Here is a 25712-nt window from a genome sequence, read left to right as displayed (position 1 = left end):
TAAAAATACTTTTGTTATAAAGATTTTTGGAAGCGATTGTCGTGAGGCTCCTTTTTTTTGCCATGAAAGCACTTCTTAGCGTTTACATCAATCCTGTCCTAAATAAAATTACATCATATAAAATCCGACCATTTCATTGAGTTTACTCCTTAGAAATGGTCGTTTTTTAAAACAGAACCCCTTGTATGTTTTTTGGAGGAGGCTCTATGTGTTCTTCAAATGGCTTATCTAACCATTTTTGCAAGTCAATTTTAACGAAAAGATTCAATCGTATGAAAGCTACTAAATTGGATAAATACCAATCAAATTTTGATTGTGCTTTTAATGCTTTTAGAATGAGAATGGTAATTAAAGCCGTCCAAATTTGAATCATAACAGCATTTTCGGATGTTCCTATAAACGATTTTATATGAAGTAGCTGCTTTATATCTCTGAAAAAGATTTCTACCTGCCATCTGCTTTTATATAATTCCCCAATAGTGTTGGGAGACCAATAAAACTGGTTTGTAATAAGTTCAACAACTTGTCCATTTTCTTCATCCCACACCGCTACCCGTCTTAATTTCTTTGGATATTTATTTTTTGAAGGCTCATTTTTTAATTCAATCAATTCGTCTTTCATGATGTGTTCGTGACGATTTTCAGGTAATTCATTTTCTTTCACTGTAGTAAATTGTAAATTCTCTTTATGTCTAATTACAAAAAACACCTCGTTGCTGTCCCAAATATTCAAAAGGGAAAAGTCATTATAAAATCGGTCTGCAACAATCACACTGCCCTTTAAAAGAGGAATGTCGTAAGCTCCCTTATTATCAGCTGTTTTGCCGTTGGTAATATTGATGTAAGCAGGTAAATTGCCATCAAAATCAAGCAGTGTATGCATTTTAACAGCTCCTTGGCTCTCTTGTATTTTGCCCAATCAAATAAACTTAAGCATAAACTGATGGTAGTTGAGTCTAATAAAAAAATCTTTGATTTTATTCTGAATTTCACTTGTTTAAATCTAGGATGCTGTCCTAAACTTTGTAGCAATTCAAAATAATATTCTTTAAAGAGGTCATGTGAACGATTTTTATTTTGATAACTAATTGAAGATTTTGAGGGAGCTTTGTTAATTCCAAGATGATTTAAGTTCCCAGTAGCCGAACGAAGCCCGTTGCTTATATCTCGAACAGATTGACTCTTGGCGAACTGGCAGAAAAGCATTGAAATTAAATGATTCCAACTATTGAATCCTTTATTGTGCTTGTCGGTTTCTTTCCTTGCAACTATTTTGCTGAATTTTGAACGATCTAATTTTGAAATTATTTGAGAAAACAAAGTTATATTTGCCATAGAAGAGGGCTTTTTTGTTGTGCAACTCAAAGTTAATTTGAGATACAAAAATTACCCTCTTTTTCTTTTCTTTTTTTTAAACGTTTAGGACGCTATTGCGTTTACATCAAAAAAAAAAATCTCCTTTTGAGAGATTTATTTGTTTTAAGACAAAATATTCATTTTCTTAATGAAGTCTTTGTAGGTGTCGCTTAGGTTGACTTTGTGTCCGCCTTGTACGATGATTAAATTGTCGGCGAGGATGATTTCTTCGATTTTGTTTACATTGACCAAGTAATTACGATGGGTCTTGATGAATTCATTTGGGTTGAGTAAACCGCTAATTTTGGTGAGCGAAATTAAAATCACAAATTTTTCTTTCTCAGTAATGATGTTGCAATACCTTTCTTCCACCTCGATGTAGAGGATGTCTTTTAGGGCTACTTTTTTTAAGGCATTTTTTTTCTTGATGAACAAATACTCATGGCTCACCACGGTATCTTGTTCTTCGCTTTGAAAGACTTGGCTTTGGGCATAAAATTTTTCTACTGCCATTTCAATAGCATACAAAATTTCTAATGCATTGAAAGGTTTCATCAAGAAACTAAACGGTTTGGTGAGTTTGGCTCTTTCGAAGATTTGACGGTCTTGTGAACTGGTCAAAAACACAAAAGGCTTTACGGCATTAGGCATTATGCTAATCGCTTCAGCAAAAGCAATACCATCGGGTTTTCCATCCAAAAAAACATCTATGATGGCAATGTCTACTTTTTGGCTATAAAACAGCGTTAAGGCATCTTTAAAGGTTCTTGCTACCCCAACGATGTTGTAGTTGTTTTCCAAAAGTACTTTGCTCAAGGCGTTGCTTTCTTCTAGCGTATCTTCTATGATTAGAATGTTGATGGTATCCATGCTATACGGTTTTAGGGAATGATAAAATCATCTTAGTGCCTTTGTTGAGTTCGCTTTCTATGGCGAGTGTGCCGCCATTTTTCTTGATCATTTGTTTGCATAATTGCATGCCAAGTCCCGTTCCTATGATTTCTGAATTGCTTTTCTTAGCCAATAGTTCGTTGTCTTCTAATAACTCGGCTATGGTTTCTGGACGCATCCCGATGCCTTGATCTTCAATAATCAATTGATGGAACTCGGATGGGGTGTCTAGGCTGTAAAAACGAATGCTGCTGTACTCTGGAGAGAATTTAATAGCATTATCCAACAAGTTGCGCAAAATGATTTTTAACGAATCGAGATCTACGAAGATGAAACCGTTTTTGGACACTTCGTTTTCAAAGGCAATTGTTTTTTCTAACAGTAGGGGTTTGTAGCTGTATTCTATTTGTTGTACAATAGAAAACAAATGCACTGAATCTTTATGAAAATACAATTGTTGGGTTTGTAATAACGCCCAATGCAACAAATTATCTAGTAAACTATAAGCGCTGTTGGCAATCGCACTGTTTTGATGCAGGAGTTTGTCGAGTTCCTCGTAGTTTTTGGATTCTAGGGAATTGGTGAGTTTGGTGTTGCTGGTTTTGAGCGCATTGACGGACGAACGTAAATCGTGACTTACAATAGAAAACAATTGGTCTTTGGTCGTATTGAGCTCGTCTAGTTTTTCTTTTTGGCTTAAAATAATTTTGGTGTTTTTCTCCTTTTGCCCATAGATATACACACCACCTGTTAAAAGGAGTAGTAAACCTATAGTAGAAAAAAACATAGTATTACGTTGCGTTTTTTTTAATTCATTTTCTACTTTGAGTACTGAGATTTGTTTTTGTTTTTGAGCTACCGCATACTTTTTCTCGTAGTCTGCGAGTGCCCAAATTTTGTTTTGGTTGTTGAGGGAATCTTTCCATTGCTCTGATTCTTTACGGTAGGCTAGGGCTTTTTTGAAGTTGCCTCTGTTTTCTTCGACTACAGCCATGTTTTTACAAGCTTGCCTTTTTTTATCAAAATCTTTTATTGTTTTGGATAACGTATAGGTTTTTTCAAAATAGGTTATGGCTTGGGCGTCTTTGTATTGGACATAATATAAATTAGCTATGTCATTGTATATGCCAAATATAGATACTGTGTCTTTTTCTTGAAGTTGGAGACTTTTCAATAGGTATGCTTCGGCCTCAGTAAATTGATTGAGGTGTAAATAACAAATGCCTAAATTTTGATAAATAATACTTATTTGATATCCTTGTTGGTTTGGAATTGGTGTTTTTTCTATTTTTTTGAAATGATTAATGGCTTTTTTATACTGTTTTAATTCTAAAAAATTTTCACCTAAATCTTTATTTATTAATGAGTAAAATTTAAAATTTTTAGAAACTAAATTTAATTCTGAAATGGCTTCTTTGAATAGTTTTTTTTCTCTAAAACTACTTCCTCTAAAATAATGGCAATAATCTGCTAATTCTTTGTTGTTACTTGAATGCAATTGTTTCATTGAGTTGACCAATGTTGAATCCCAATTCTTTTTAATAAAAAAAGATTGAGCCTTGTTAAAGTTGTATTCAGTACTAAATTCTTTCGTTTTTTTCTCAAGCGTTTTTACAAAAACATCATTTTCTAAAATTTTTTGAGAAAATAAAAGAGATGGAATAATTAGATATAATATAACTAGAATAAGTTTAAATTTTGCCATTTCAAATTATATGTGCTAAAACATACATCGTTTGTTTTTTAAACGACGTATGTTTGGTTTTCAATAAGCTTATTGTTAGTGTCCTACAGTTGTTTCGGTTCCTCTAGAAGTCTCAGGATCTAAGTCTACCATATAAGACATGATGGTAGTTATATCACCCACAGTGTCTGAAGTATAATCTACTTCTACATAATATACATCGCAACTTTCTGGGGTTTCTTCCGAGAAATTGTAATCGTAGTTCATGGTTAGTACATTGCCAGATTCTATTGGCGTTTGCACTGTTGGTGGGATAGTGTCCTCAGAGTTCATGTACAAAGTAGCTCTAATTTTTAGGGTTAAAGCACCGCCTTCAGGGGTGTAGAATTTTGCCGAAACCAAAGGAGAAACAGGATATTGTACTGTTCCTGGGCTTGAAAAAGTAAAAGGAGTTGTGTTAATTTTTGTGTTTTGAATAACTGTAAATGCCATGTCTAATACTTGTTTATAAGGTTAATAAGGTTAAAGATATTTTTTTTATATGAATTAAATGTAAAGTCGTTTATTTATTTTTAATTTTTATTGTGAAATTCACAGATAGCCCTAGGATGTTGCTAATTTTTATGCAAAAAAAAGCCCCTTAGTCATAATGAATAAGGGGCTTTTGAATAGTGACCTTTACTTAAATCGTTATTCTTTTTTCTCTTCGCGTGGAGGTCTAGGCAACAATGCTTTTCTTGATACTTTTTCTTTTCTTGTTTTTGGATCAAGACCAAGATACTTTATTTGAAATACGTCACCCATATTCACTACATCGGCAACATTTTCAGTACGTTCCCAAGCTAACTCAGATACGTGCAATAAAACTTCGTTTCCTGGAGCAGCAGTATATTCTACCACAGCACCAAAGTCAAGCATTTTGATTACTTTCACTTCATACGCTTCTCCCATTTGTGGTTTGAAAGTGATTGATTGAATTTTGGCCAATACCGCTTCAATTCCAGCAGGATCTGTTCCAAGAATCTCGATAACACCTTGCTCGTCTACTTCGTTGATTACGATGGTTGTTCCTGTAGCTTTTTGTAATTCTTGAATTACTTTTCCACCAGGTCCAATCAAAGCACCAATAAAGTTTCCAGGAATGGTTCTAGTGATGATTTTAGGAGCATGTGCTTTAACGTCAGCTCTAGGTGCAGCGATAGTTTCAGTCAATTTGCCTAAAATATGCATACGTCCGTCACGAGCTTGGTTAAGCGCTTGTTCCATGATGTCATAACGCAATCCATCAATTTTGATATCCATTTGGCAAGCTGTGATACCGTCAGCAGTTCCAGTTACTTTAAAGTCCATATCTCCTAAGTGATCTTCGTCACCTAAAATATCAGACAATACCGCAAATTTCTCTCCGTCAGTAATCAATCCCATAGCAATTCCAGAAACTGGTTTTACCATTTGAACTCCAGCATCCATCAAAGCCATTGTACCTGCACAAACGGTTGCCATTGAAGAAGAGCCGTTAGATTCTAATACTTCAGAAACAATACGAATAGTATAAGGACAATCAGCAGGAATCATATTTTTTAACGCACGTTGTGCTAAGTTTCCGTGACCTACTTCTCTTCTTGAAGTTCCTCTTAATGGTTTTGCTTCACCTGTAGAGAAAGGAGGGAAGTTATAGTGTAAATAGAATTTCTCTTCACCTTGTTCAGATGGAGAATCTATTTGATTGGCTTCTCTAGAAGTTCCTAAAGTTACCGTAGCCAAAGCTTGAGTTTCTCCACGAGTAAATAAAGAAGATCCATGTACTCTTGGTAAATAATCTGTTTCACACCAAATTGGTCTAATATCAGTTGTTTTTCTACCATCTAAACGTACGCCTAATTCTAACACTACATTACGAACCGCTTCTTTGTTGGTTTTGTAAAAATATTTAGAAACTAAATCGCCATCAGCAGCTAATTCTTCTTCTGTAAATAAAGCTTTTACTTCTTCTTTTACTTCAGCAAATGCAGCACTTCTTTCGTGTTTAGCAGAACCTACTTTTGCGATAGCATAAATTTTATCGTAAGCAGCAGCTTTTACTTTTTTGTAAATTGCTTCGTTTTCTTTTTCTCCTTCGTAAGTACGAATTTCTTTTTTACCAAAAGCAGCTTGCAAACGCAATTGTGCTTGAATTTGAACTTTAATCGCTTCGTGGGCAAATTTGATAGCTTCTACCATTTCACCTTCTGAAATTTCTTTCATTTCACCTTCCACCATAGCTACAGAGTCCATAGAAGCTCCAATCATCATGTCGATGTCTGATTTTGCTAAGTCTTCTCTACTTGGGTTGATTACAAATTTACCATCAATACGTGCAACACGTACTTCTGAAATCAAATTGTAAAATGGAATGTCAGATACTGCTAATGCTGCAGATGCTGCCAAACCAGCCAATGCATCTGGCATTACTTCTTCGTCATGAGACATTAATTGAATCATAACTTGTGTTTCAGCATGGTAATCGTCTGGGAAAAGTGGACGTAATACACGGTCTACTAAACGCATCGTCAATACTTCGCTATCGCTAGGACGCGCTTCTCTTTTGAAGAAACCTCCAGGAAAACGACCAGCTGCTGCAAATTTTTCGCGGTAATCTACTGTTAAAGGTAAAAAATCTACTGCTGGGTTGGCGCTACGTGCTGAAACTGCTGTTGCAAGGATCATCGTGTCGCCCATTCTTACTACAACAGATCCATCGGCTTGTTTGGCTAAACGACCTGTCTCGATTGTGATGCTTCTGCCATCACCTAAATCGATACTTTCTACAAATAATTGTGGAATCATACTTTTTTTCTTATTGGATTATACAATGGGTTTTAGTTGTGTTGTAGTTGTTGTGTGTAGTTATCGTCTAAAACCCAATGAAAAACCAAACTTTTTTATCAGTTGCAAATATAGCAAAAGACAGCTATACATTTATATAAATTTGACTTCTTATCCTGATGATTGTCAGTTGTTTTTGAAAAATTTAAAAACTGCATGTTTTAAATAAAAAAAGAGGCACTTTCGCACCTCTTTTTTGTATATTGATTATTTTCTAATACCCAATACTTTGATAATCTCACGGTATCTGTTGATTTCTTTCTTTTTCAAGTAATCCAACAAAGCTCTTCTTTTACCTACTAATAGTACCAAAGAACGCTCAGTATTATAATCGTGACGATTTTTTTTCAAGTGCTCAGTAAGGTGGCTAATTCTGTGAGTGAATAAAGCGATTTGTCCTTCTGCAGATCCAGTGTTTTCTGCTTTTCCTCCGTGTTTAGCGAAAATTTCCGCTTTAACTTCTTTAGTTAAATACATGCTAATATTATTTAAATGATTTTTATGTATGTCGAACATACTCTTGTAAGACGGGTGCAAAAGTAGAAAATAATTTTGACTAGAACAAAAGAAACGTTTCTTTATTTTTAGAGTTGACAAGTGGTTAGGTGTTAGTTGTTTAAAAACACTGCGATAATTTATTCAAAGGCAATAGGTAATGTGAAATGTGTTTTAACAGTAATGCCTCTGTGTTTTCCTGGTATCCAGTTTTCATATTGAGCAATTAATTTTACAGCATTCTCTGTAATGCCATATTGGTCTCCTGTATAGCAAGAAACATTTTCTAATTTACCGTTTTTGTCAATATCAATGTTAATGATTATTTTGCCTGTAACTTTACCATTGATGTTTCTTGGAATGATGTCGTTTTTTTTTAAATAATTATAAAAATCATTCATGCCTTTTTTGGGATGTGCTCTTTCGTTGACTACATTGTAAGTGAATTTGTTATTCAAAGAGTCAATGCTATGGCCTACAACTAGTTTTCCTTTGTTGAATTGTTCGGTAAAACTGACTTTTTCCTTTATTAAATGTCCTCTCCAAATACCTTCTTTTAAAAAGTTCTTTATTGTGCCAGTAGAGGTTTGATCGTTCCAGCCTTCTTCTACATATTCTCCCTCGCCATTTGTTACTTTTTGTACATTATTTTCATCAAAATAGTTAAGAATTTTCAGTGTAGACTCTTTTTTGTTTTTGCTTACTTCGAATTCTGATTCTAATTTGAGAACTCCATTTTCGTGATAATAATATTGCTTGTCTACGAGTATATTATTTTCATAGTTTGCTACTCGTTTTTTTTTGCCATTTTCATAGTAATACAAGCATTTACCGTCTAGGACAACTTTGTCTTTGTTTAAAGTAGTTCCTATTAGATATATTTTGCCTGATTTGTAGTATATCTTTATGGGATATGCTTTTTTATTCGTGTCATATTCTTCAACTTCTTTGATGTATTCAAAGTTTTTTTCGTTGGATGTAACTAGATATTTATCGATGTGAAATAATTTCTTGGTGCCGTTTTGGGAATAAATCGTTGAGGAAATTAATAGAAGCAATACGGCAAAACGTTTTTTTACACTCATAAAAAATGATTTAAAATAGTTTCGCAATTTCTTCATTCACAAACTCCAAGAATCGTTCGTCAGCTTCTGTGAAAGGATCAATCACATGGCTATCAATATCGATTTGACCAATGTTGACACCATTTACGAATAGTGGTACCACAATTTCTGATTTCACTGTAAAGCTACAGGCAATATAGTTGTCCTGTGCGGCTACATCAGGAACCACAAAGTTCGCATTCGATTCAGCTACTTGTCCGCAAATTCCTTTGCCGAAAGGAATCACCGTATGGTCGGTTTCAGCGCCCACATAAGGGCCTAAGTGCAAGGTTTTGGATTCGTGATTGGCAAAGTAAAAACCTACCCAATTGTAGTATTCAATATTTTCGTTCAATAGTTGGCAAATGGCCAGTAATTTTTCGTCTCTTGAAGTAGTATCGTTATGGGTAATAGCGATTACTTTTGGTTGTAATTCTTGGAAGGTCATTTTTTTATTTTTTTAAACAAAAGTATTTAATGCCAGTATTATAATTTGCATAAATTTGAAAAAAAAATCAATTTGAGGAACTATTGGACATTGTATAAGCCTTTTTTGCAATTCATAGGGGCTTTTTTGTTAACATTTATCGGGCTTACTCTTTGTTATCAGTGGTATTTGTCCAGATTTGATGGAGATCAGTTAGATGGTATCACACGTCTTGTGGCTAGTCATACCAAGAAAATGCTACAAATCTTGGCCCCCAATAGCGATGTTGTTTATCGAGAAAATACAAAAATCAGTATTTTGTTATATATGAAGGAAGTCGCTCGAATCATTGAAGGGTGCAATGCGGTAAGTGTAATGATTCTTTTTGTTTCTTTTGTGATTGCTTTTGCGGGACGGTTTAAGACTACTTTCTTTTTTTTACTCGGAGGCTGTGTGTTGATTTATGTGCTCAATGTGATGCGAATTGTGCTTTTGAGCCTTCTTTTGTATCGTTTTCCTGCATATGAGCACCTTTTGCATGGTGTGATTTTTCCGCTATTTATTTATGGTGTTGTTTTTGTTCTTTGGTTTGTTTGGGTTAACTACTTTTCTACTTATGCTAAAAAAAATACTTCAAAATAAAGGCAAAATCATGCTCGGATTGCTGCTGGTTTTTCTTTTAGCGCTAATTCGTGAATTTGAAAACCAACTGTTTTATGATCCTTTTTTGGCCTTTTTTAAAAGTGATTTTGCAGGTTTATCCTTGCCGCAATATGATTCGTTTCAGTTGTTTTTGGGATTATTTTTTAGGTTCGGATTGAATACATTGGTTTCCTTGGGGTTATTGTATGTTATTTTTGAAGACAAGGATATGCTTCAGTTTTCGTGTTTACTTTTTGCTGTTTTTTTTGTCTTATTAGTGGGTGCCTTTTTTTTCCTTCTTTCTTTTCAAAATCAAAACTATTTACTTCTTTTTTATGTGCGTAGGTTTTTGATTCAACCTATTTTTATCCTGCTTTTTATCCCTGGATTTTATTATCAAAAAAAGGTTAAGTAACTAATTTATAGCTATCTTTAGTTGGATTTAGAGTTAAGTAAACTAAAGTGCGATGAAAGTTGTTAAATATTCAGGAGATACCGTTGATTTTAATGCTGATAAATTATTGAAATCATTACGCAAAGCCGGTGCAAATAGGGAACAAGCTGATCAAATTATTGCTGCCATCAGTGCACAACTTTATGATGGAATGGCGACCAAACAAATTTATAAATTAGCTTTTGGGTTGCTGAAGAAAAATTCAAATGCACATGCAGCGCGGTACAACTTGCGTGAAGCCATACGAATGTTAGGTCCTGCGGGTTTTTATTTTGAAAAATATATTGCCCGTCTTTTTGAATCGGAAGGCTATCGAGTGCAAACCAATTTAGTTTTACAAGGAAAATGTGTTACACATGAAATAGATGTTTTGATTCAAAAACACTCAGAATTCGGAATGATTGAATGTAAGTTTCATGCGGGTAGAGAAGTGGCTTCGGATGTAAAAGTCCCGATGTACATTTTGTCAAGATTCAATGATTTAAAAACTAAATCGTATCCTTTTTTTAATACTCAAAGCCCTTTGAATTCTTGTTGGATAGTAACCAATAACCGATTTACAACCGATGCCATCACTTTTGCAAACTGTTCTGGATTACAACTTTTGAGTTGGAATTATCCTGAAAATAATGGCTTGAAATCCAAAACAGACCAAAATAAATTATATCCAATTACCTGTTTGACGACTTTGTCTCTGGCTGAAAAGGGCCATTTATTGCAAGAAGATTTACTCTTGGTAAAAGATATTTTGACCCATTCTTCGGTTTTGAATACGATTGGTTTGAGTCCAAATAGGATTCAAAATATTTTGAAAGAAGTAAGAGATTTGTGTGATAACTAGCATTTAATTTAAAAAAACATTCCTCATGAAAATTACATGTATTGGAGGAGCAGGAACCGTAACAGGTTCTAAAACGCTCATCGAAAGTAACGGAATTCGCATTTTGATTGATTGTGGGCAGTTTCAAGGTATTAAACCTTTGAGAGAATTGAATTGGGAGCCTTTGCCAGTTTTGCCTTCGTCGATTGATTTTGTTTTGTTGACTCATGGACATTTGGATCACTGCGGTTGGTTGCCAAGATTGGTCGATCAAGGTTTTAAGGGAAAAATTTATTGCACGAGCCCTACTGCAGCGATCGCCAAATTAATTTTGTTGGATAGTGCTAAAATTCAAGAGGAAGAAGCCAACAAAGCCAATGAAGGTCATTATTCAAAACATCAAATTGCTGAGCCGCTTTATACTGTAGCTCAAGCCGAACGCGTGTTTTCCCATTTTAGAGTGATTCAACCTAAAACGGCTATTGCTTTGGATGCTGAAATTGAAGCGGTTTTTAGTAATGCAGGGCACATTTTAGGTGCTTGTAGTATCGAATTGCATTTAGAAAATCAATATTTGGTTTTCTCTGGAGATATTGGAAGGGATAACGATGTTTTGATGTTTCCACCGACGCCTCCGCTGCGAGGTGATTATTTGTTTTTAGAAAGTACGTATGGCAATAAATTGCATCCAGCAACCGATCCTAAACTGGAGCTAGAGTTGTATATTAACAATGCTGTAGCCAAAGGCGGAACGGTGATTTTGCCCAGTTTTGCTGTCGAACGAGCACAAAGTGTGATGTTCTTGTTGTGGCAATTGAAAGAAGAAGGTCGAATTCCATCGGTGCCTTATGTTATCGATACACCAATGGGAATTAGTGTTTTGGAGATTTTTGAGAATAATAGAAAATGGCATAAATTGTCTGAGGAAGAGTTTGTGGGGATGTGCAACATGTTTACTATGGTAGCAGATTATCAAGAAACTATGGATATCATTTTCAACAAACAGCCTAAAGTGGTCATTGCAGCAAGCGGAATGATTACTGGAGGTAGGGTTTTGACTTATTTAGAACGCTACATTGGACTCCCTGAAACTACAGTGATTATTATTGGCTATCAAGCCGAAGGAACTAGGGGTAGAAAATTGTTAGAAGGTGCAGAGGAGATTAAAATCCGTGGTAAATATTATGAGGTGAAAGCCACTATTCTTGAGATTGAAGGATTATCGGCACATGGTGATCAAAACGATTTATTGCATTGGCTCTCAGTTTTGCAAAATAAACCTAAAAAAGTGTTTTTGGTTCATGGTGAGAATCAACCGGCGGATGAACTTCGAATTAAGGTTCAAGAGCGGTATGGTTTTGAATGTGTGGTGCCTTTGATGGGACAAGTGTTTGAGTTGTAATTTTAACAAATATTTTGACTGCTTTAGTGTACTAATCTGTAATTTTGCGGCATGAATGTAAAAAAAATCACTAGTTTATTTTTAGTGCTGTTGTTGTTGATTCCTAATATAGGGATGACAATTAACGTGCATTACTGTGGTGATTCGATTGCATCGATAAGTTTAGATTCGGATTTTTTATCTGTTACTGAGCCCGAAGATTGTTGCGCTATTGCCGAGTCGGCGGGAGAGGACACTTGTTGTAAGGACAAATGGGTTCATTTGGATAAAAAAGCCGATGAAGCTACTGTAAAGATAGTTTTATCTAGTTTGTTTTCGCCATTTGTTGGTGTGCCACAACAGACTCAGTTGTTTGGTTTTACTACAAAGACCAATTTTAAGAAAGCGGAAAGCACTCCTTTTTATGTGGCCGTTCCTGCGCCTCCGCTTTATCAATTGTATCATCAATATATTTTTTACGCCTGATTTCGTTTATTTAATTTTTTTTTAAAATTTTATAAACCGTTGTCGTTGTGACGCAATTTTTTTGTTGTGTTATGGTTTTGCGTGAGGGATAGTAGCTAACTACCGAAGTAGTGCGTATAGCCCGACCGCATTGTCACAAGTGGGCGATTAGTACGTTGCTTTGTTGCCCGCTTGTGGCAATGGGGTCACGCCCTAATTGTGTTGGAACGACAGCATAATTCAGAATAAATAATGCAAAATAAAATATGGCTTTTGGCTGCTTTTTTACTGGCGTTGCCGGTTTTTTCTCAAGAAAATCTAGACGAAGTAAAGGTGACTAAGAAGCGCAAAGGATTACAGAAATCCTATACGGTTACCGGAAATACTACATTGGTAACGAGCAAAGAATTGCTAAAGGCGGCTTGTTGTAACTTGGCCGAAAGTTTTGAAACCAATCCGTCTATTGATGTTAATTTTTCGGATGCTTTGACGGGTACGAAACAAATCAAAATGTTGGGACTTACGAGTCCGTACCTAATGATTACGGAAGAAAATGTGCCTTCGGTTCGTGGTGCTTCGCAGGCATATGGCTTGTCGTTTACGCCCGGAACGTGGGTGGAAAGTATTCAAATTACTAAAGGTGCCGGAAGTGTGGTGAATGGTTTTGAGAGTATTTCGGGGCAAATTAATACCGAATTGATCAAGCCGATTAATGATATTCCGTTCTTTTTGAATGCGTATGGTTCTACTGATTCTCGATTTGAGTTGAATACGCATTTTAATACGCAATTGTCTAAAAAATGGAGTAGTAGTTTGTTTTTGCATGCCAATACGCGTGTGTCTGAAATGGATCAGAACAAAGATGGTTTTTTGGATAATCCGTTGGCAAAGCAAATTAATGTGATGAACCGTTACCAGTACTATGATGCTGAAAAGGGGTTGGTGAGTTTTATCAATTTCAGGTACATGAATGATGCCAAGCAATCGGGCGAAGTTGGTTTTGATACTGAGAAAGACAAAGGAACGACTAATAAATGGGGTTCTGAGATCAATACGCAACGATTGGATTTGTCGACAAAAGTAGGCTATGTATTTAAGGATAAGCCTTTTCAGAGTATTGGTTTCCAGAATGCTTTTACGTTGCACGATCAAAACTCATATTATGGGTTGAATGTGTATGATATTAAGCAAACTAGTTTTTATTCGAACTTGATTTTCAATTCGATTATCAATAATACCAAGCATAAATTTGCTACAGGAATCAACTTTGCTTATGATAATTATCAAGAGTTTGTGAGCTTGAAGGATTTTGGAAGAGTGGATAATTCTATAGGAGCCTTTTTTGAGTATACGTATGATAATGATGATAATTTTAGTTTGGTTTTGGGCGGAAGAGTGGACAATCACAACAGATTGGGGACTTTTGTAACCCCTCGTTTGCATCTTCGTTACAATCCTTGGGAAAAATCGGTGTTTCGTTTTTCAGCAGGAAGAGGGAAACGTGCGGCCAATGTTTTTGCCGAAAATCAGTCATTGTTTGCCAGTTCTAGAGCGCTTTCTATTTTGGATACGGAGGGAAAAATTTATGGGTTAAACCCTGAAATTGCTTGGAATTATGGTGTGAGTTTTAATCAAAAATTTCAATTGTTTGGTAGAAATGCTGATGCAGGGATAGATTTTTATAGAACTGATTTTCAAAATCAAGTAGTGGTTGATGTGATGCAATCGCCTCAAGAGGTTTTGTTTTATAATTTGAAAGGGAAATCGTATGCTAATAGTTTGCAGGTAGAGTTTAACTATGAGTTGTTTAATCACTTTAATTTGCGTTCGGCCTATAAATATTATGATATTCAAACACAATATTTATCTGGAGTGTATCAACGTCCTTTGCAAGCTAAACATCGTTTGTTTGCGAATCTTGAATATGAAACCCATCGTACAGAAAAAGGAGGACAATGGCGTTTTGATGCTACTTACAATTGGTTAGGTAAGCAACAATTGCCAGTTACTGCCTCGAATCCAGGAGCCGATCGTTTGCCGGAATTTTCGCCAGCTTATAGTTTGGTGAATGCACAAATTACTCGTGTTTTTTCTTCTTCTTTTGAAGTTTATGTGGGAGGAGAGAACATTGGGAATTACAAGCAGCCGACTGCCATTCTTGGAGCCGATGCGCCTTTTGGACCAAATTTTGATGCCTCTATAGTGTATGCGCCAATTTTTGGGCAAATGTATTACGCTGGTTTGCGTTTTAAACTAAAATAACCTTAACTATTAAATCCAAAATAACATGAAAAAACTAGTATTAATTATGGTAATGGCCTTTGTTGGCGTTGTTGCTCAAGCACAAGAAAAGTTGAATAAAAATGCCAAAATTATGATTGAGGTCAACGGAAATTGTGGGATGTGCCAAAAGCGCATTCAAAAAGCAGCTCTTTCAGTAGAAGGAGTAAAGTCTGCTGTTTGGGATATCGAATCGCATCAATTGAGTTTGATTTTGAATGAAGAAAAATGTACACCATTGGCCGTAAAGAAAGCCGTTGCCAAAGTAGGGCATGATACTGATGAGGTGAAGGCTACTAAAGAAGATTATGAAAAATTGCATACTTGTTGTATGTATGAACGTAAAGAATAAAAATTTTGAAGCGCCAAAGACTATCGTTTTGGGTGTTTTCTTTTGAAATCGTTAATAAAATTTTAAAATAAGGGTTTGTTTTGTCGCTTTGTTAAAAAATCCCTAATTTCACCAACTTATAAATCCAAATTTAAGACAGCATATGAATAATTTTGAATGGACCCAATTATTGAATCCTGAGTTTTATATCACTTTAAGTGTGGGTGGCATTCAAATAGGATTGTATGTTGTTCTGTTTATTGTTTTTGCAGAGACGGGTCTTTTTGCCGGTTTCTTCCTGCCTGGTGATAGTTTGTTGTTCTTATCGGGAATATACAGCCGCGATCTTGTAGAGAGTTTGTTTGTTGTTGAAAGTGATTTTGTTAATGTTACTTTTTTAGCTACCATGGTAGCTATTGCAGGTATTTTGGGAAATATGGTAGGCTATTGGTTTGGTGCCAAAAGTGGGTACTATTTGTTTAAAAAAGAAGACACCTTTTGGTTCAAGAAGAAATACTTATTACAATCCAAAGACTTTTTTGAAAAGTACGGTGGAAAAGCGATTATTTATGCGAGATTTTTGCCTATTTTTAGAACTTTTGCGCCCATTGTAGCAGGAATTGTATCAATGGATAAAAAGAAATTTATGTTCTTTAATATTTTGAGTTCTTTTATGTGGGCCTTTGTATTGATTTTTGCAGGGCACTATTTGTATGGTGTGTTTTTGAAATACGGTATCGATCTTAAGAAACACATTGAGTTTATTGTGATAGGAATTATTCTTATTTCCACGTTTCCAGTATTTATGAAAATGTTGAAAAAGCGACCAGAATAATTTAGTTCATAGTAATTAGTCCTTAGTTTTTTATACAAACAAAAAATCCGAAGCTTTTAAACTTCGGATTTTTTTTATGGTTTCCCCAAATTGGAGTTTGGAATTTTTGTATTGGGAATTAATGTTTATTACATCATTCCTGGCATACCGCCTCCCATTGGCATTCCACCTCCGGCATTTTCTTCTTTAATATCAATCAAAGCACATTCAGTAGTAAGGATCATTCCTGCAACTGATGCTGCATTTTCTAAAGCTACACGAGTTACTTTTTTAGGATCAATAATTCCAGCGGCAAGCATGTCAACATATTCGTCAGTTTTAGCATTGTAACCAAAATCTCCTGTACCTTCAGCTACTTTGGCTACTACAACAGAACCTTCTAATCCAGCGTTTTCTACGATAGTTCTCAATGGAGCCTCTACTGCGCGAGATACGATTTGGATACCAGTAGCTTCATCAGCGTTGTCTGTTTTTAATGTGCTTAATACATTTTTAGCTCTTAATAAAGCAACACCACCACCAGCTACAATACCTTCTTCTACAGCAGCGCGAGTAGCGTGTAAAGCATCGTCAACTCTGTCTTTTTTCTCTTTCATTTCTACTTCAGAAGCAGCACCTACATAAAGAACAGCAACACCGCCAGCTAGTTTAGCCAAACGCTCTTGTAATTTTTCTTTATCGTAGTCAGACGTAGTAGCTTCCATTTGACCTTTGATTTGGTTCACACGATTTTTAATCATATCGGCTTCACCAGCACCACTCACAATAGTTGTGTTGTCTTTATCGATTGCTACTCTTTTCGCAGTTCCTAACATTTCGATAGTGGTGTTTTCTAAAGTGTAGCCTCTTTCTTCAGAGATTACAGTTCCTCCTGTTAAGATTGCGATGTCTTCTAACATTGCTTTTCTTCTATCGCCAAAACCTGGTGCTTTTACAGCAGCAATTTTCAAGGCACCACGTAATTTATTTACCACCAAAGTAGATAAAGCTTCTCCGTCTACATCTTCTGCAATAATTAATAATGGTTTTCCTGATTGTGCTACAGGCTCTAAAACTGGCAATAATTCTTTTAATGAAGAAACTTTTTTGTCATACAAAAGAATGTATGGATTCTCTAATTCAGCTTCCATTTTCTCTGGATTCGTTACGAAGTAAGGAGATAAATAGCCTCTGTCGAATTGCATTCCTTCTACTACATCTACAAAGGTTTCGGTTCCTTTAGCTTCCTCAACAGTGATTACACCTTCTTTTCCAACTTTTGCGAAAGCAGTAGCGATTAATTCACCAATTACTTCGTCATTGTTGGCAGAAATAGAAGCAATTTGTTTGATTTTTTCAGAATCACTTCCTACTACTTTAGCTTGTTTGGCTAGGTCAGCAACAATAGCTTCAACAGCTTTGTCGATTCCTCTTTTTAAATCCATTGGATTGGCTCCAGCGGCTACGTTTTTTAAACCTTCTTTTACGATGGCTTGTGCTAAAACAGTTGCAGTTGTAGTACCATCTCCCGCTAAGTCGTTGGTTTTTGAAGCTACTTCTTTTACCATTTGAGCTCCCATGTTTTCTAATGGGTCTTTCAATTCGATTTCTTTAGCTACCGTTACACCGTCTTTCGTTACATTTGGTCCTCCAAAAGCTTTTCCAATAATAACATTTCGTCCTTTTGGTCCAAGTGTTACTTTTACCGCATTAGCTAATGCGTCTACCCCACGTTTTAAACCGTCACGTGCTTCAATATCAAATTTAATATCTTTTGCCATTTTTTTATTTTTTTAGAATAATTAATAAATTGAAGGGACAAGTCGCGACTTGTCCGTACTGTTTAATTTTTTAGATAATTGCAAGAATATCATCCTCGCGCATAATCAAATAATCGGTTCCTTCTAATTTTAATTCTGTACCCGCATATTTACCATAAAGTACGGTATCGCCTACTTTTACTGTCATTGCGTGGTCTTTGGTTCCGTTACCAACAGCAATTACAGTTCCTTTTTGAGGTTTTTCTTTTGCGGTATCAGGAATAAAAATCCCTGAAGCTGTTTTTGTTTCAGCGGCAACAGGTTCGATAAGAACTCTATCCGATAGGGGTTTAATGTTTAATGCCATGGTTTTAATTTTATTATGAATTAATTATTAATTGTGTTCTTGAATTTCAGAAACTGTGCCAAGCCCAATAAACTGACACTTTTACTTAAAAAAAATGCCAGCTTTGACAGGCTGGCATTTTTATATGATAAGAGTTACTGTTATTTAGTAGCTGGTGCAGCAGGCGTTGCTGGTGCATTTTGAACTGGTGCTGTTTGTGGTGCAGCAGTTTCTGTTTTTTGGATGATTTTAGAATCAGAATCACCCATTGAGCTTGTGAAACTTAAGCTAGAAAGTAAGATTAATGCAATCAAAATCGTTGCTAATGTCCAAGTACTTTTGTCTAAGAAATCAGTTGTTTTTTGAACACCACCCAACATTTGTGATCCTCCAATAGCTGATGATAAACCGCCACCTTTAGGATTTTGAACCATGATTACTACGATTAGTAAAAAACAAACTATAGTTATTAAAACTAAAAAAATTGAAAATGTGCTCATTGTTTAATTATTGTTATTTTGTAAAAACTTTATTTCTGTGATATGGTCTGCAAAGAAACTACTTTTTTCTGGATATTTCAAAATTAATATTTCATAGGCTTGAATTGCTTTCTGATATTTTTTTTGTGCTAAGTAGACTTTGGCTAGGGTCTCCGTCATTAAGTGCGTATTGTCTGAAGCGTTGAGTTCAAATTGAGGCGCCGGTGTCGATCCTTGCTTTAAAGGAGCGATTTTAGGGTTGGTTTCTATGAACTTATCAATGATGGCCGCTTTTTTCTTTCGTTCTTCTTCTTCCAAGTTTTCTGCGATGGCTTTGGCTTGGGTGTCTTGGTTTCGATCAATAGGCTTAACTCTTGATAACTGAAGCCATTCTTGAAAAGAATGTTTTTCTCTTGCCGAAAAATCAAAGGGTTTTTCAAGTTCAAAAACACTGTCGGAAGATGTAGGTACTTCTTTTGCTAGAGTATTTACAGTTGAAGCTTCTTTGATAGAAGTAAGAATCGATAATTCTAAGGCATTTTTTTGTTGCTCTTGAATGGTTTTTGGGTGGACTATTTCACAATCGATCACCTCAATATTCATCACGGCACCATTTTTATTCTCCTGGTGTTCGTTTTTGATGGTGACAAATTGATCAGCTGTAATAAAATCAAACAATACGGAGCGATCTGTTGTATGTGCAGCGGTTACCTTTAAAGCATAATTATATTTGAAACTGTTTTGGATGAATAAGCCTTTTAATCGTAATGCTCGTGCACTTTGAAAATAAGGAAAGTCATTCAAAACATTGCCCAAAGCGTCTGTATAAACAGTATTTATCGTTTCGGGTTGGTTGAGCAGAAAAGTATAATCGGTAACATTCATAGGGTTGCAATATAGGAATTTATTTCAATTACCATTTGGCCAATGACTCATTAAATATGTCTTGTGAAATTCGGTCAAAAATTTCTTTGAGTGCGGTATTTAAGGTAGCGCCTGTAAGTTGTTGGTCGGCGGGGTAGTCATAGAAAAACTCAAACGTTTTGTCAAAATTATCGGTTTCCTTGTTTTTGTTGGTAAAATTTACTTTGATTCTTATTTTTAATCGGTTTTGAGCCGCTTTTTGATCGGCGGTTGCGGTCATTGGACTGATTCGGTAATCGGTAATTTCACCATCATATACTAGATCACCACCGTATTTTACTAGGTTTAGATTGGTTTGGTTTTGAATCAAATCTTGCAATTGCAAGGTAAAAGTTCGGTCGATTCCAGGTTCAATCAACTCGGCATTGTTTTGAAAGAAATTGACCTGAAAGGTTTTAGCGTCTATTTTTCCTGATCCTGTGAAGTTGTATACACCACAGCTGTTAAGTAATAGAAGACTTACTACGGCAGATAAATAAAGTATTTTTTTCATATAATATAAAGTGAAAGGTTCACTGTTTTGTATTAGGTACTGTTGTTTTGCTTTGAATTACAATTACTTCTTACAAATCAAATTGTTTGATTTTTCGATACAAAGTGCGTTCTGAAATGCCTAATTCATCGGCGGCGGCTTTTCGCTTTCCTTTGTTTTTTTCTAATGATTTTTTAATCAGCTCGATTTCTTTTTGTTCTAGTTTCAGAATTTCTTCTTCTTCAATGGTTTCGGCAAAAAGATAGTTTTCCTCAGGTTCTTGATAATTGTTGTCGATGTTTTGAGTAGTAATTACGGCTGTTCTCGGCTCTTCTTCATACTCAATTTCACTATCTGATTTTGAACCATAAATTTTCTGAATCAAATTCTGATTGGTTTCTTGCACTGTTGAGCTACCATTCTGCATTAATTCTAAGGTGAGTTTTTTTAAATCGTGCAAGTCGCTTTTCATATCAAAAAGGACTTTGTATAAAATTTCTCTTTCGGTATTAAAGTCACTATCACCTTTTTTGTCTTTTATTACCGAGGGTAAGTTGCTACTCTCGACAGGTAAATAAGATTGCAAAGTGGCAGCATTGATATCGCGATTGGTTTCTAAGACAGAGATTTGTTCTGCTACGTTTCGAAGTTGCCTAATGTTACCGCCCCAGCGGAATTTTTGCAAAACCAAAACGGCATTATCGTCTAGTTTTAACGGAGGCATTTTGTATTTATGCGCAAAGTCGGCTGCAAATTTTCTGAACAATAAATGAATATCGTCTTTGCGATCTCGCAATGGTGGTAGTGTAATGTCTACTGTACTTAAACGGTAGTATAGATCTTCTCTGAATTTTCCTTTTTCTATCGCATCAAATAAATTAACATTGGTGGCGGCCACAATTCTTACATTGGTTTTTTGAACTTGAGAGGAACCTACTTTTAGAAATTCACCATTTTCAAGAATACGCAGTAAACGAACTTGAGTAGTCAGAGGCAATTCGCCTACTTCATCCAGAAATATGGTTCCGCCATCGGCTACTTCAAAATAGCCTTCACGAGTATTGGTGGCACCTGTAAATGCTCCTTTTTCGTGACCAAAAAGTTCACTATCAATAGTTCCTTCAGGGATAGCACCGCAGTTTACGGCAATGTATTTTCCGTGTTTTCGATGTGAAAGAGAATGAATGATTTTAGGTATGTTTTCTTTACCTACACCACTTTCTCCAGAAACCAAAACGGAAATATCTGTTGGAGCCACTTGAATGGCCTTCTCGATGGCACGATTGAGCTTGGAATCATTTCCAATAATTTCAAATCGTTGTTTTATTGCTTGAACTGTTTCCATATTGTTTTGTTTAAAGGTTTAAGTGTTTAATGGTTTCGAGTTGTTTTTTGGGACGACTTTAAACCATTTTAAACTATTAAACTTTTTCTTAATTCATCTCGCTAAGCCCAATTGCTTTACCGATAAGTGTAGCGCTAGTGGTGCGTTCAACTAGCACGTTTACAAAATCACCAATTTTATAATTTTCTTTCGGAAAAACAACTGTAATGCTTTGTGAATTTCTTCCGGAGAATTCGTTAGGTGATTTTTTGGACACTTTCTCTACTAATACTTCTACGGTTTGTCCTATATATTGTTCAGTTCTAAAGCGAGCATGTACTTGTTGTAAGTCTACAATTTCTTGTAATCTTCTGGCTTTGGTGTCTTCGGGAACATCATCTTCCATTTTTCTTCCTGCTAAAGTTCCAGGTCGTTCGGAATAGCTGTACATGTAGCCAAAGCTATATTTCACATATTCCATCAAGCTTAACGTATCTTGATGGTCTTGCTCAGTTTCTGTAGGGAAGCCCGCAATCATGTCTTGAGAAATGGCGCAATTTGGAATGATAGCATTAATCTTGTCAATCAATGTCATGTATTCTTCACGGGTATGCAAGCGATTCATTTCTTTTAGAATTCGGTTGCTGCCGGATTGAACAGGCAAATGAATATGTTCACAAATATTTGGATATTTGGCCACTACATGCAAAATACTTTCGTGCATGTCTTGAGGATTAGATGTCGAGAAGCGAATTCTCATTTTCGGAAATCCTACGGCTACCATTTCTAATAAATGATCAAAATCCACGGCAGTGGCTTTTTGCATTTCGGAGGCGTTTACAAAATCTTTTTTCAAGCCGCCACCGTACCATAAATAACTATCGACATTCTGGCCTAAAAGGGTTACTTCTTTATAGCCGTGATTCCATAAATCTTGAATCTCTTTCAGAATGCTTTGAGGATCACGACTGCGTTCGCGTCCGCGAGTAAATGGCACAACACAAAACGTACACATATTGTCGCAACCTCTTGTAATGGACACCAAAGCACTCACACCGTTGGTCATTAAACGAACTGGTGATATATCGCCATAGGTTTCTTCTTTGGAAAGAATCACATTAATAGCATCTCGGCCTTCTTCGACTTCGTTCAATAAATTTGGTAAGTCTTTGTAGGCGTCTGGACCAACTACTAAGTCTACTATTTTTTCTTCTTCTAAAAATTGACTTTTTAAACGTTCGGCCATACAGCCCAAAACGCCTACTTTCATTTTAGGGTTGATGCGTTTTACAGCATTGTATTTCTCCAAGCGTTTGCGGATGGTTTGCTCGGCCTTGTCTCTAATTGAGCAAGTATTCACTAGCACCAAGTCGGCTTCTTCTAATTTTTGAGTCGTATTGTAACCATTACTTGATAAAATAGAAGCTACTACCTCGCTGTCTGAAAAATTCATTGCGCAACCGTAACTTTCTATAAAGAGTTTTTTGGTGTTCTCGGGTTTGTTTTCTAAAACGAGACTTTCGCCTTGTTTGCTTTCTTCAATAATCTTTTCCATGGGTGTTTTAAAAGCGCAAAGATAATAGATTTTTATCGAATATGACAAGATGGCAGATGTGGAATTATCAATAACATTCGTTTTTTTAAGTAGCTCAATATTTTTTTTAAAGTTGGATGAAAAATTATCACATTCTTTATCTAACTCCTTTTTGATAAAATAATTGGTAGAAAAATACTAATCTTATTTCTATTGATTGAATAAATACATGGATTGCGCATGAATGTCTGTCTTTGTTTAACGGCTAATTTTGACTTTTAAAATGATAAAAAGGTGAAATTTAAAAAAATCCTATACTTTTGCCGACATAAACAAATGGAATATGGCAAAGAATTTAGTAATAGTGGAGTCACCTGCAAAGGCCAAAACAATCGAAAAATTTCTAGGAAGTGAGTTTCAAGTAGAATCAAGTTATGGTCATATAGCCGACTTACCTTCTAAAGAAATTGGGGTAGATGTGGAGAATGGATTTAAACCTAAGTATGAAGTTTCAGCCGATAAAAAGGCTTTGGTGAGTAAACTAAGAACACTTTCTAAAAATGCCGAAATGGTTTGGTTAGCAAGTGATGAGGACCGCGAGGGAGAAGCTATTTCTTGGCATTTAGCAGAGGAATTGAAATTAGATGCAAAAAAAACCAGACGTATCGTTTTTCACGAAATTACCAAAAATGCGATTCTTAAAGCTATAGATAATCCTCGAGAAATTGATTATAATTTAGTCAATGCACAACAAGCCCGTCGTGTATTAGACCGATTAGTAGGATATGAATTGTCGCCAGTACTTTGGAGAAAAATCAAAGGAGGGCTTTCTGCTGGACGTGTACAGTCAGTGTCGGTTCGTTTGATTGTGGAGCGTGAGCGAGAAATACAAAATTTTGCTGCCGTAGCAAGTTACTCAGTTGCTGCTGAGTTTACCAACGAAGCAGGGAAAACGGTGAAAGCCAAACTACCTAAAAATTTTGTTACCAAACAAGAAGCTGAAGATTTTTTAAATCAAAATGCTAGTTCATTATATAAGGTAGCTGATTTAGAAACGAAACCAACTAAAAAATCACCTACTGCGCCTTTTACCACTTCAACGTTGCAACAAGAAGCAGCTCGTAAATTGTATTTGCCAGTTGGTATTACCATGCAGTTAGCGCAACGTTTGTACGAAGCGGGATTGATTACTTATATGAGAACCGATAGCGTGAATTTGTCAAAAGAAGCTATGGCGGCTGCGGAGGCCGAAATTATAAAATCATACGGGAAAGAATTTTCCAAACCTAGAACTTTTGCCAATAAGAGTAAAGGAGCTCAAGAAGCTCACGAGGCGATTCGTCCAACAGATATGTCTTTGCATACTGTAAATGTAGATCGAGATCAAGCACGTTTGTACGATTTGATTTGGAAAAGAACTTTGGCTTCTCAAATGAGTGATGCCGAACTAGAGCGTACCAATGTGAAAATTGAGGCAAATAATCATGCTGAGGTTTTTGTGGCTTCGGGAGAAGTGTTGCTTTTTGAAGGTTTTCTTAAAGTTTATTTAGAAGGGCATGATGATGATGAGGAAGAGCAAGAAGGGATGTTGCCTGCTTTGAAGGTAAATGAGCCACTAGCGAATTCATTTATTACAGCAACAGAGCGTTATTCTAGACCAGCAGCTCGTTATACCGAGGCTTCTTTGGTTAAAAAATTAGAGGAACTAGGTATCGGTCGTCCTTCTACCTATGCGCCAACTATTTCTACTATTATTAACAGAAATTATGTGGAGAAAGGAACACTTGAAGGTCAAGAGCGCAAGTATACACAGCTGACTTTGCAATCAGGCAAAATTGCTGAAAAACTTTTAAAGGAAAATACGGGTTCAGATAAAGGGAAATTGGTGCCAACCGACATCGGAACAATCGTTACTGATTTCTTGGTAAAGAATTTTGGTTCCATATTAGATTATCATTTTACGGCAAAAGTTGAACAGGATTTTGATGAAATTGCTGAAGGAAATATCGAATGGGCTCAAATGATGAAGGAGTTCTACGATAAATTTCATCCCAATGTGAAAGATGTTGAAGCCAACGCTGATCGTGAAAGTGGAGAGCGGATTTTAGGAACAGATCCTGCTACCGGAAAACCTGTTTCGGTTCGTTTAGGTAAGTTTGGTCCGATGGCGCAAATAGGCGATGCAGAAGATGAAGAAAAGAAGTTTGCGAGTTTGCGCAATGAACAGAATATTGGTAATATCACTTTAGAAGAAGCACTAAATTTATTTTTATTGCCAAAGAATTTAGGTGTATATAAAGGAGAAGAAGTAGAGGTGAGTAATGGTCGTTTTGGTCCTTATGTTCGCCACGGAGCAGCTTTTATTTCTTTGCCAAGAGGTGAAGATCCCTTGGATGTTTCGTTAGAGCGAGCTCAAGAATTAATTGATGAGAAAGCATTAGCCGATGCACCAATTGCTGTGTATAAAGGGGAAAGTGTTCAAAAGGGAACCGGACGATTTGGTCCTTTTATCAAATGGAATGGTATTTTTATCAATGTTTCGAAAAAATTTGATTTTGATAATTTGTCACAAGCGGATATTGAATTTTTGATTGAGGATAAAATTCAAAAGAATATAGATAAAGTTATTCATAATTGGGAAGAAGAGGGGATTTTGGTTGAAAAAGCTCGTTGGGGACGTTCGGTGATTACTAAAGGAAAGATTAAAATTGAATTGAGTAAAGATGTAGATGCTTCGAAACTGACCTTAGCTGAAGTGCAAGAAATGATTGCAAAGAAGACGCCAGCAAAAAAAGCAGCTGCTAAAAAACCTGCGGCCAAAAAAACGACCACTGCTAAGAAAACTGTAGCTAAAAAAAAGTAAGC

At 35.8% G+C, this 25712-nt stretch carries 23 protein-coding genes and 1 pseudogene; 9 read left to right on the top strand and 15 right to left on the bottom strand.

Annotated features, from left to right (window positions below; genetic code table 11):
* Positions 1-166: 166 nt before the first annotated feature.
* The 8 genes and pseudogenes from AO58_RS17320 to AO58_RS0113910 form a co-directional block, all read right to left on the bottom strand.
* A pseudogene (locus tag AO58_RS17320) lies at positions 167-1335 on the bottom strand (IS4 family transposase).
* 144 nt (positions 1336-1479) lie between these two features.
* A complete protein-coding gene (locus AO58_RS0113940) occupies positions 1480-2226 on the bottom strand; it encodes a LytR/AlgR family response regulator transcription factor (protein WP_024982295.1) in 747 nt (248 codons plus the stop codon).
* Between the two features lies 1 nt (position 2227).
* Complete coding sequence (locus AO58_RS0113935) at positions 2228-3952, bottom strand: ATP-binding protein (RefSeq protein WP_024982294.1); 1725 nt, start codon at positions 3950-3952, stop codon at positions 2228-2230.
* A 75-nt stretch (positions 3953-4027) separates the two neighbouring features.
* The gene (locus AO58_RS0113930) at positions 4028-4423 is read right to left on the bottom strand and encodes a hypothetical protein (RefSeq protein ID WP_024982293.1); all 396 of its coding nucleotides are present in this window, start codon (positions 4421-4423) and stop codon (positions 4028-4030) included.
* 198 nt (positions 4424-4621) lie between these two features.
* Complete coding sequence (locus AO58_RS0113925; RefSeq protein ID WP_024982292.1) at positions 4622-6757, bottom strand: polyribonucleotide nucleotidyltransferase; 2136 nt, start codon at positions 6755-6757, stop codon at positions 4622-4624.
* A gap of 246 nt (positions 6758-7003) precedes the next feature.
* Entirely contained in the window at positions 7004-7273 is a 270-nt protein-coding gene (rpsO, locus tag AO58_RS0113920; RefSeq protein ID WP_024982291.1) for a 30S ribosomal protein S15, read from the bottom strand.
* A gap of 158 nt (positions 7274-7431) precedes the next feature.
* Positions 7432-8376, bottom strand: a complete 945-nt coding sequence (locus AO58_RS0113915; RefSeq protein WP_162150407.1) for an energy transducer TonB — start codon at positions 8374-8376, stop codon at positions 7432-7434.
* Between the two features lie 10 nt (positions 8377-8386).
* A complete protein-coding gene (locus AO58_RS0113910) occupies positions 8387-8842 on the bottom strand; it encodes an XrtF-associated fRMsr-like GAF protein (RefSeq protein ID WP_024982289.1) in 456 nt (151 codons plus the stop codon).
* 126 nt (positions 8843-8968) lie between these two features.
* Between AO58_RS0113910 and xrtF the strand changes: the two genes are divergently transcribed.
* The 8 genes from xrtF to AO58_RS0113870 all read left to right on the top strand — a co-directional run bounded on the left by xrtF (position 8969) and on the right by AO58_RS0113870 (position 16029).
* Entirely contained in the window at positions 8969-9463 is a 495-nt protein-coding gene (gene xrtF / locus AO58_RS0113905) for an exosortase family protein XrtF (protein WP_244530714.1), read from the top strand.
* Positions 9438-9878 carry an exosortase F system-associated membrane protein gene (locus AO58_RS0113900; RefSeq protein WP_024982287.1) on the top strand — a complete coding sequence of 147 codons (441 nt, stop codon included), beginning with the start codon at positions 9438-9440 and terminating at the stop codon, positions 9876-9878. The genes xrtF and AO58_RS0113900 overlap by 26 nt, the downstream gene beginning before the upstream one ends.
* A gap of 52 nt (positions 9879-9930) precedes the next feature.
* Positions 9931-10758, top strand: coding sequence for an ATP cone domain-containing protein (locus AO58_RS0113895; protein ID WP_024982286.1), 828 nt, complete (start codon positions 9931-9933; stop codon positions 10756-10758).
* A gap of 25 nt (positions 10759-10783) precedes the next feature.
* The gene (locus AO58_RS0113890; RefSeq protein WP_024982285.1) at positions 10784-12139 is read left to right on the top strand and encodes an MBL fold metallo-hydrolase RNA specificity domain-containing protein; all 1356 of its coding nucleotides are present in this window, start codon (positions 10784-10786) and stop codon (positions 12137-12139) included.
* 51 nt (positions 12140-12190) lie between these two features.
* Positions 12191-12604: an HYC_CC_PP family protein gene (locus AO58_RS0113885; protein ID WP_024982284.1), complete on the top strand. Its 414-nt coding sequence runs from the start codon at positions 12191-12193 to the stop codon at positions 12602-12604.
* Positions 12605-12835: 231 nt separating this feature from the next.
* On the top strand, positions 12836-14845 hold the full coding sequence (locus tag AO58_RS0113880) for a TonB-dependent receptor plug domain-containing protein (RefSeq protein ID WP_024982283.1): 2010 nt from the start codon (positions 12836-12838) through the stop codon (positions 14843-14845).
* Between the two features lie 25 nt (positions 14846-14870).
* The gene (locus AO58_RS0113875; protein ID WP_024982282.1) at positions 14871-15215 is read left to right on the top strand and encodes a heavy-metal-associated domain-containing protein; all 345 of its coding nucleotides are present in this window, start codon (positions 14871-14873) and stop codon (positions 15213-15215) included.
* 142 nt (positions 15216-15357) lie between these two features.
* Positions 15358-16029 carry a DedA family protein gene (locus AO58_RS0113870; RefSeq protein ID WP_024982281.1) on the top strand — a complete coding sequence of 224 codons (672 nt, stop codon included), beginning with the start codon at positions 15358-15360 and terminating at the stop codon, positions 16027-16029.
* 128 nt (positions 16030-16157) lie between these two features.
* Here AO58_RS0113870 and groL read toward each other — a convergent pair whose 3' ends face one another.
* The 7 genes from groL to miaB all read right to left on the bottom strand — a co-directional run bounded on the left by groL (position 16158) and on the right by miaB (position 22868).
* Entirely contained in the window at positions 16158-17789 is a 1632-nt protein-coding gene (groL, locus tag AO58_RS0113865) for a chaperonin GroEL (RefSeq protein ID WP_024982280.1), read from the bottom strand.
* 70 nt (positions 17790-17859) lie between these two features.
* Positions 17860-18135 (bottom strand): co-chaperone GroES, encoded by a 276-nt coding sequence (locus tag AO58_RS0113860; RefSeq protein ID WP_024982279.1) that lies wholly within the window; start codon positions 18133-18135, stop codon positions 17860-17862.
* A 140-nt stretch (positions 18136-18275) separates the two neighbouring features.
* Positions 18276-18614: a preprotein translocase subunit SecG gene (gene secG / locus AO58_RS0113855; RefSeq protein WP_024982278.1), complete on the bottom strand. Its 339-nt coding sequence runs from the start codon at positions 18612-18614 to the stop codon at positions 18276-18278.
* Positions 18615-18617: 3 nt separating this feature from the next.
* On the bottom strand, positions 18618-19478 hold the full coding sequence (locus AO58_RS0113850; protein ID WP_024982277.1) for a tetratricopeptide repeat protein: 861 nt from the start codon (positions 19476-19478) through the stop codon (positions 18618-18620).
* Between the two features lie 28 nt (positions 19479-19506).
* Positions 19507-20010 carry an LPS assembly lipoprotein LptE gene (lptE, locus tag AO58_RS0113845; RefSeq protein ID WP_024982276.1) on the bottom strand — a complete coding sequence of 168 codons (504 nt, stop codon included), beginning with the start codon at positions 20008-20010 and terminating at the stop codon, positions 19507-19509.
* Positions 20011-20080: 70 nt separating this feature from the next.
* Positions 20081-21334, bottom strand: coding sequence for a sigma 54-interacting transcriptional regulator (locus tag AO58_RS0113840; protein WP_024982275.1), 1254 nt, complete (start codon positions 21332-21334; stop codon positions 20081-20083).
* 88 nt (positions 21335-21422) lie between these two features.
* On the bottom strand, positions 21423-22868 hold the full coding sequence (miaB, locus tag AO58_RS0113835) for a tRNA (N6-isopentenyl adenosine(37)-C2)-methylthiotransferase MiaB (RefSeq protein WP_024982274.1): 1446 nt from the start codon (positions 22866-22868) through the stop codon (positions 21423-21425).
* A 322-nt stretch (positions 22869-23190) separates the two neighbouring features.
* On the opposite strand from miaB, the gene topA reads away from it, so the two are divergent.
* A complete protein-coding gene (gene topA / locus AO58_RS0113830) occupies positions 23191-25710 on the top strand; it encodes a type I DNA topoisomerase (RefSeq protein ID WP_024982273.1) in 2520 nt (839 codons plus the stop codon).
* Positions 25711-25712 lie beyond the last annotated feature (2 nt).

The organism is Flavobacterium succinicans LMG 10402, from assembly GCF_000611675.1.
Lineage (GTDB): Bacteria > Bacteroidota > Bacteroidia > Flavobacteriales > Flavobacteriaceae > Flavobacterium > Flavobacterium succinicans.
The sequence above is the reverse complement of the archived record's forward strand: the minus strand, read 5'-3'. Positions and strand labels throughout refer to the sequence as shown.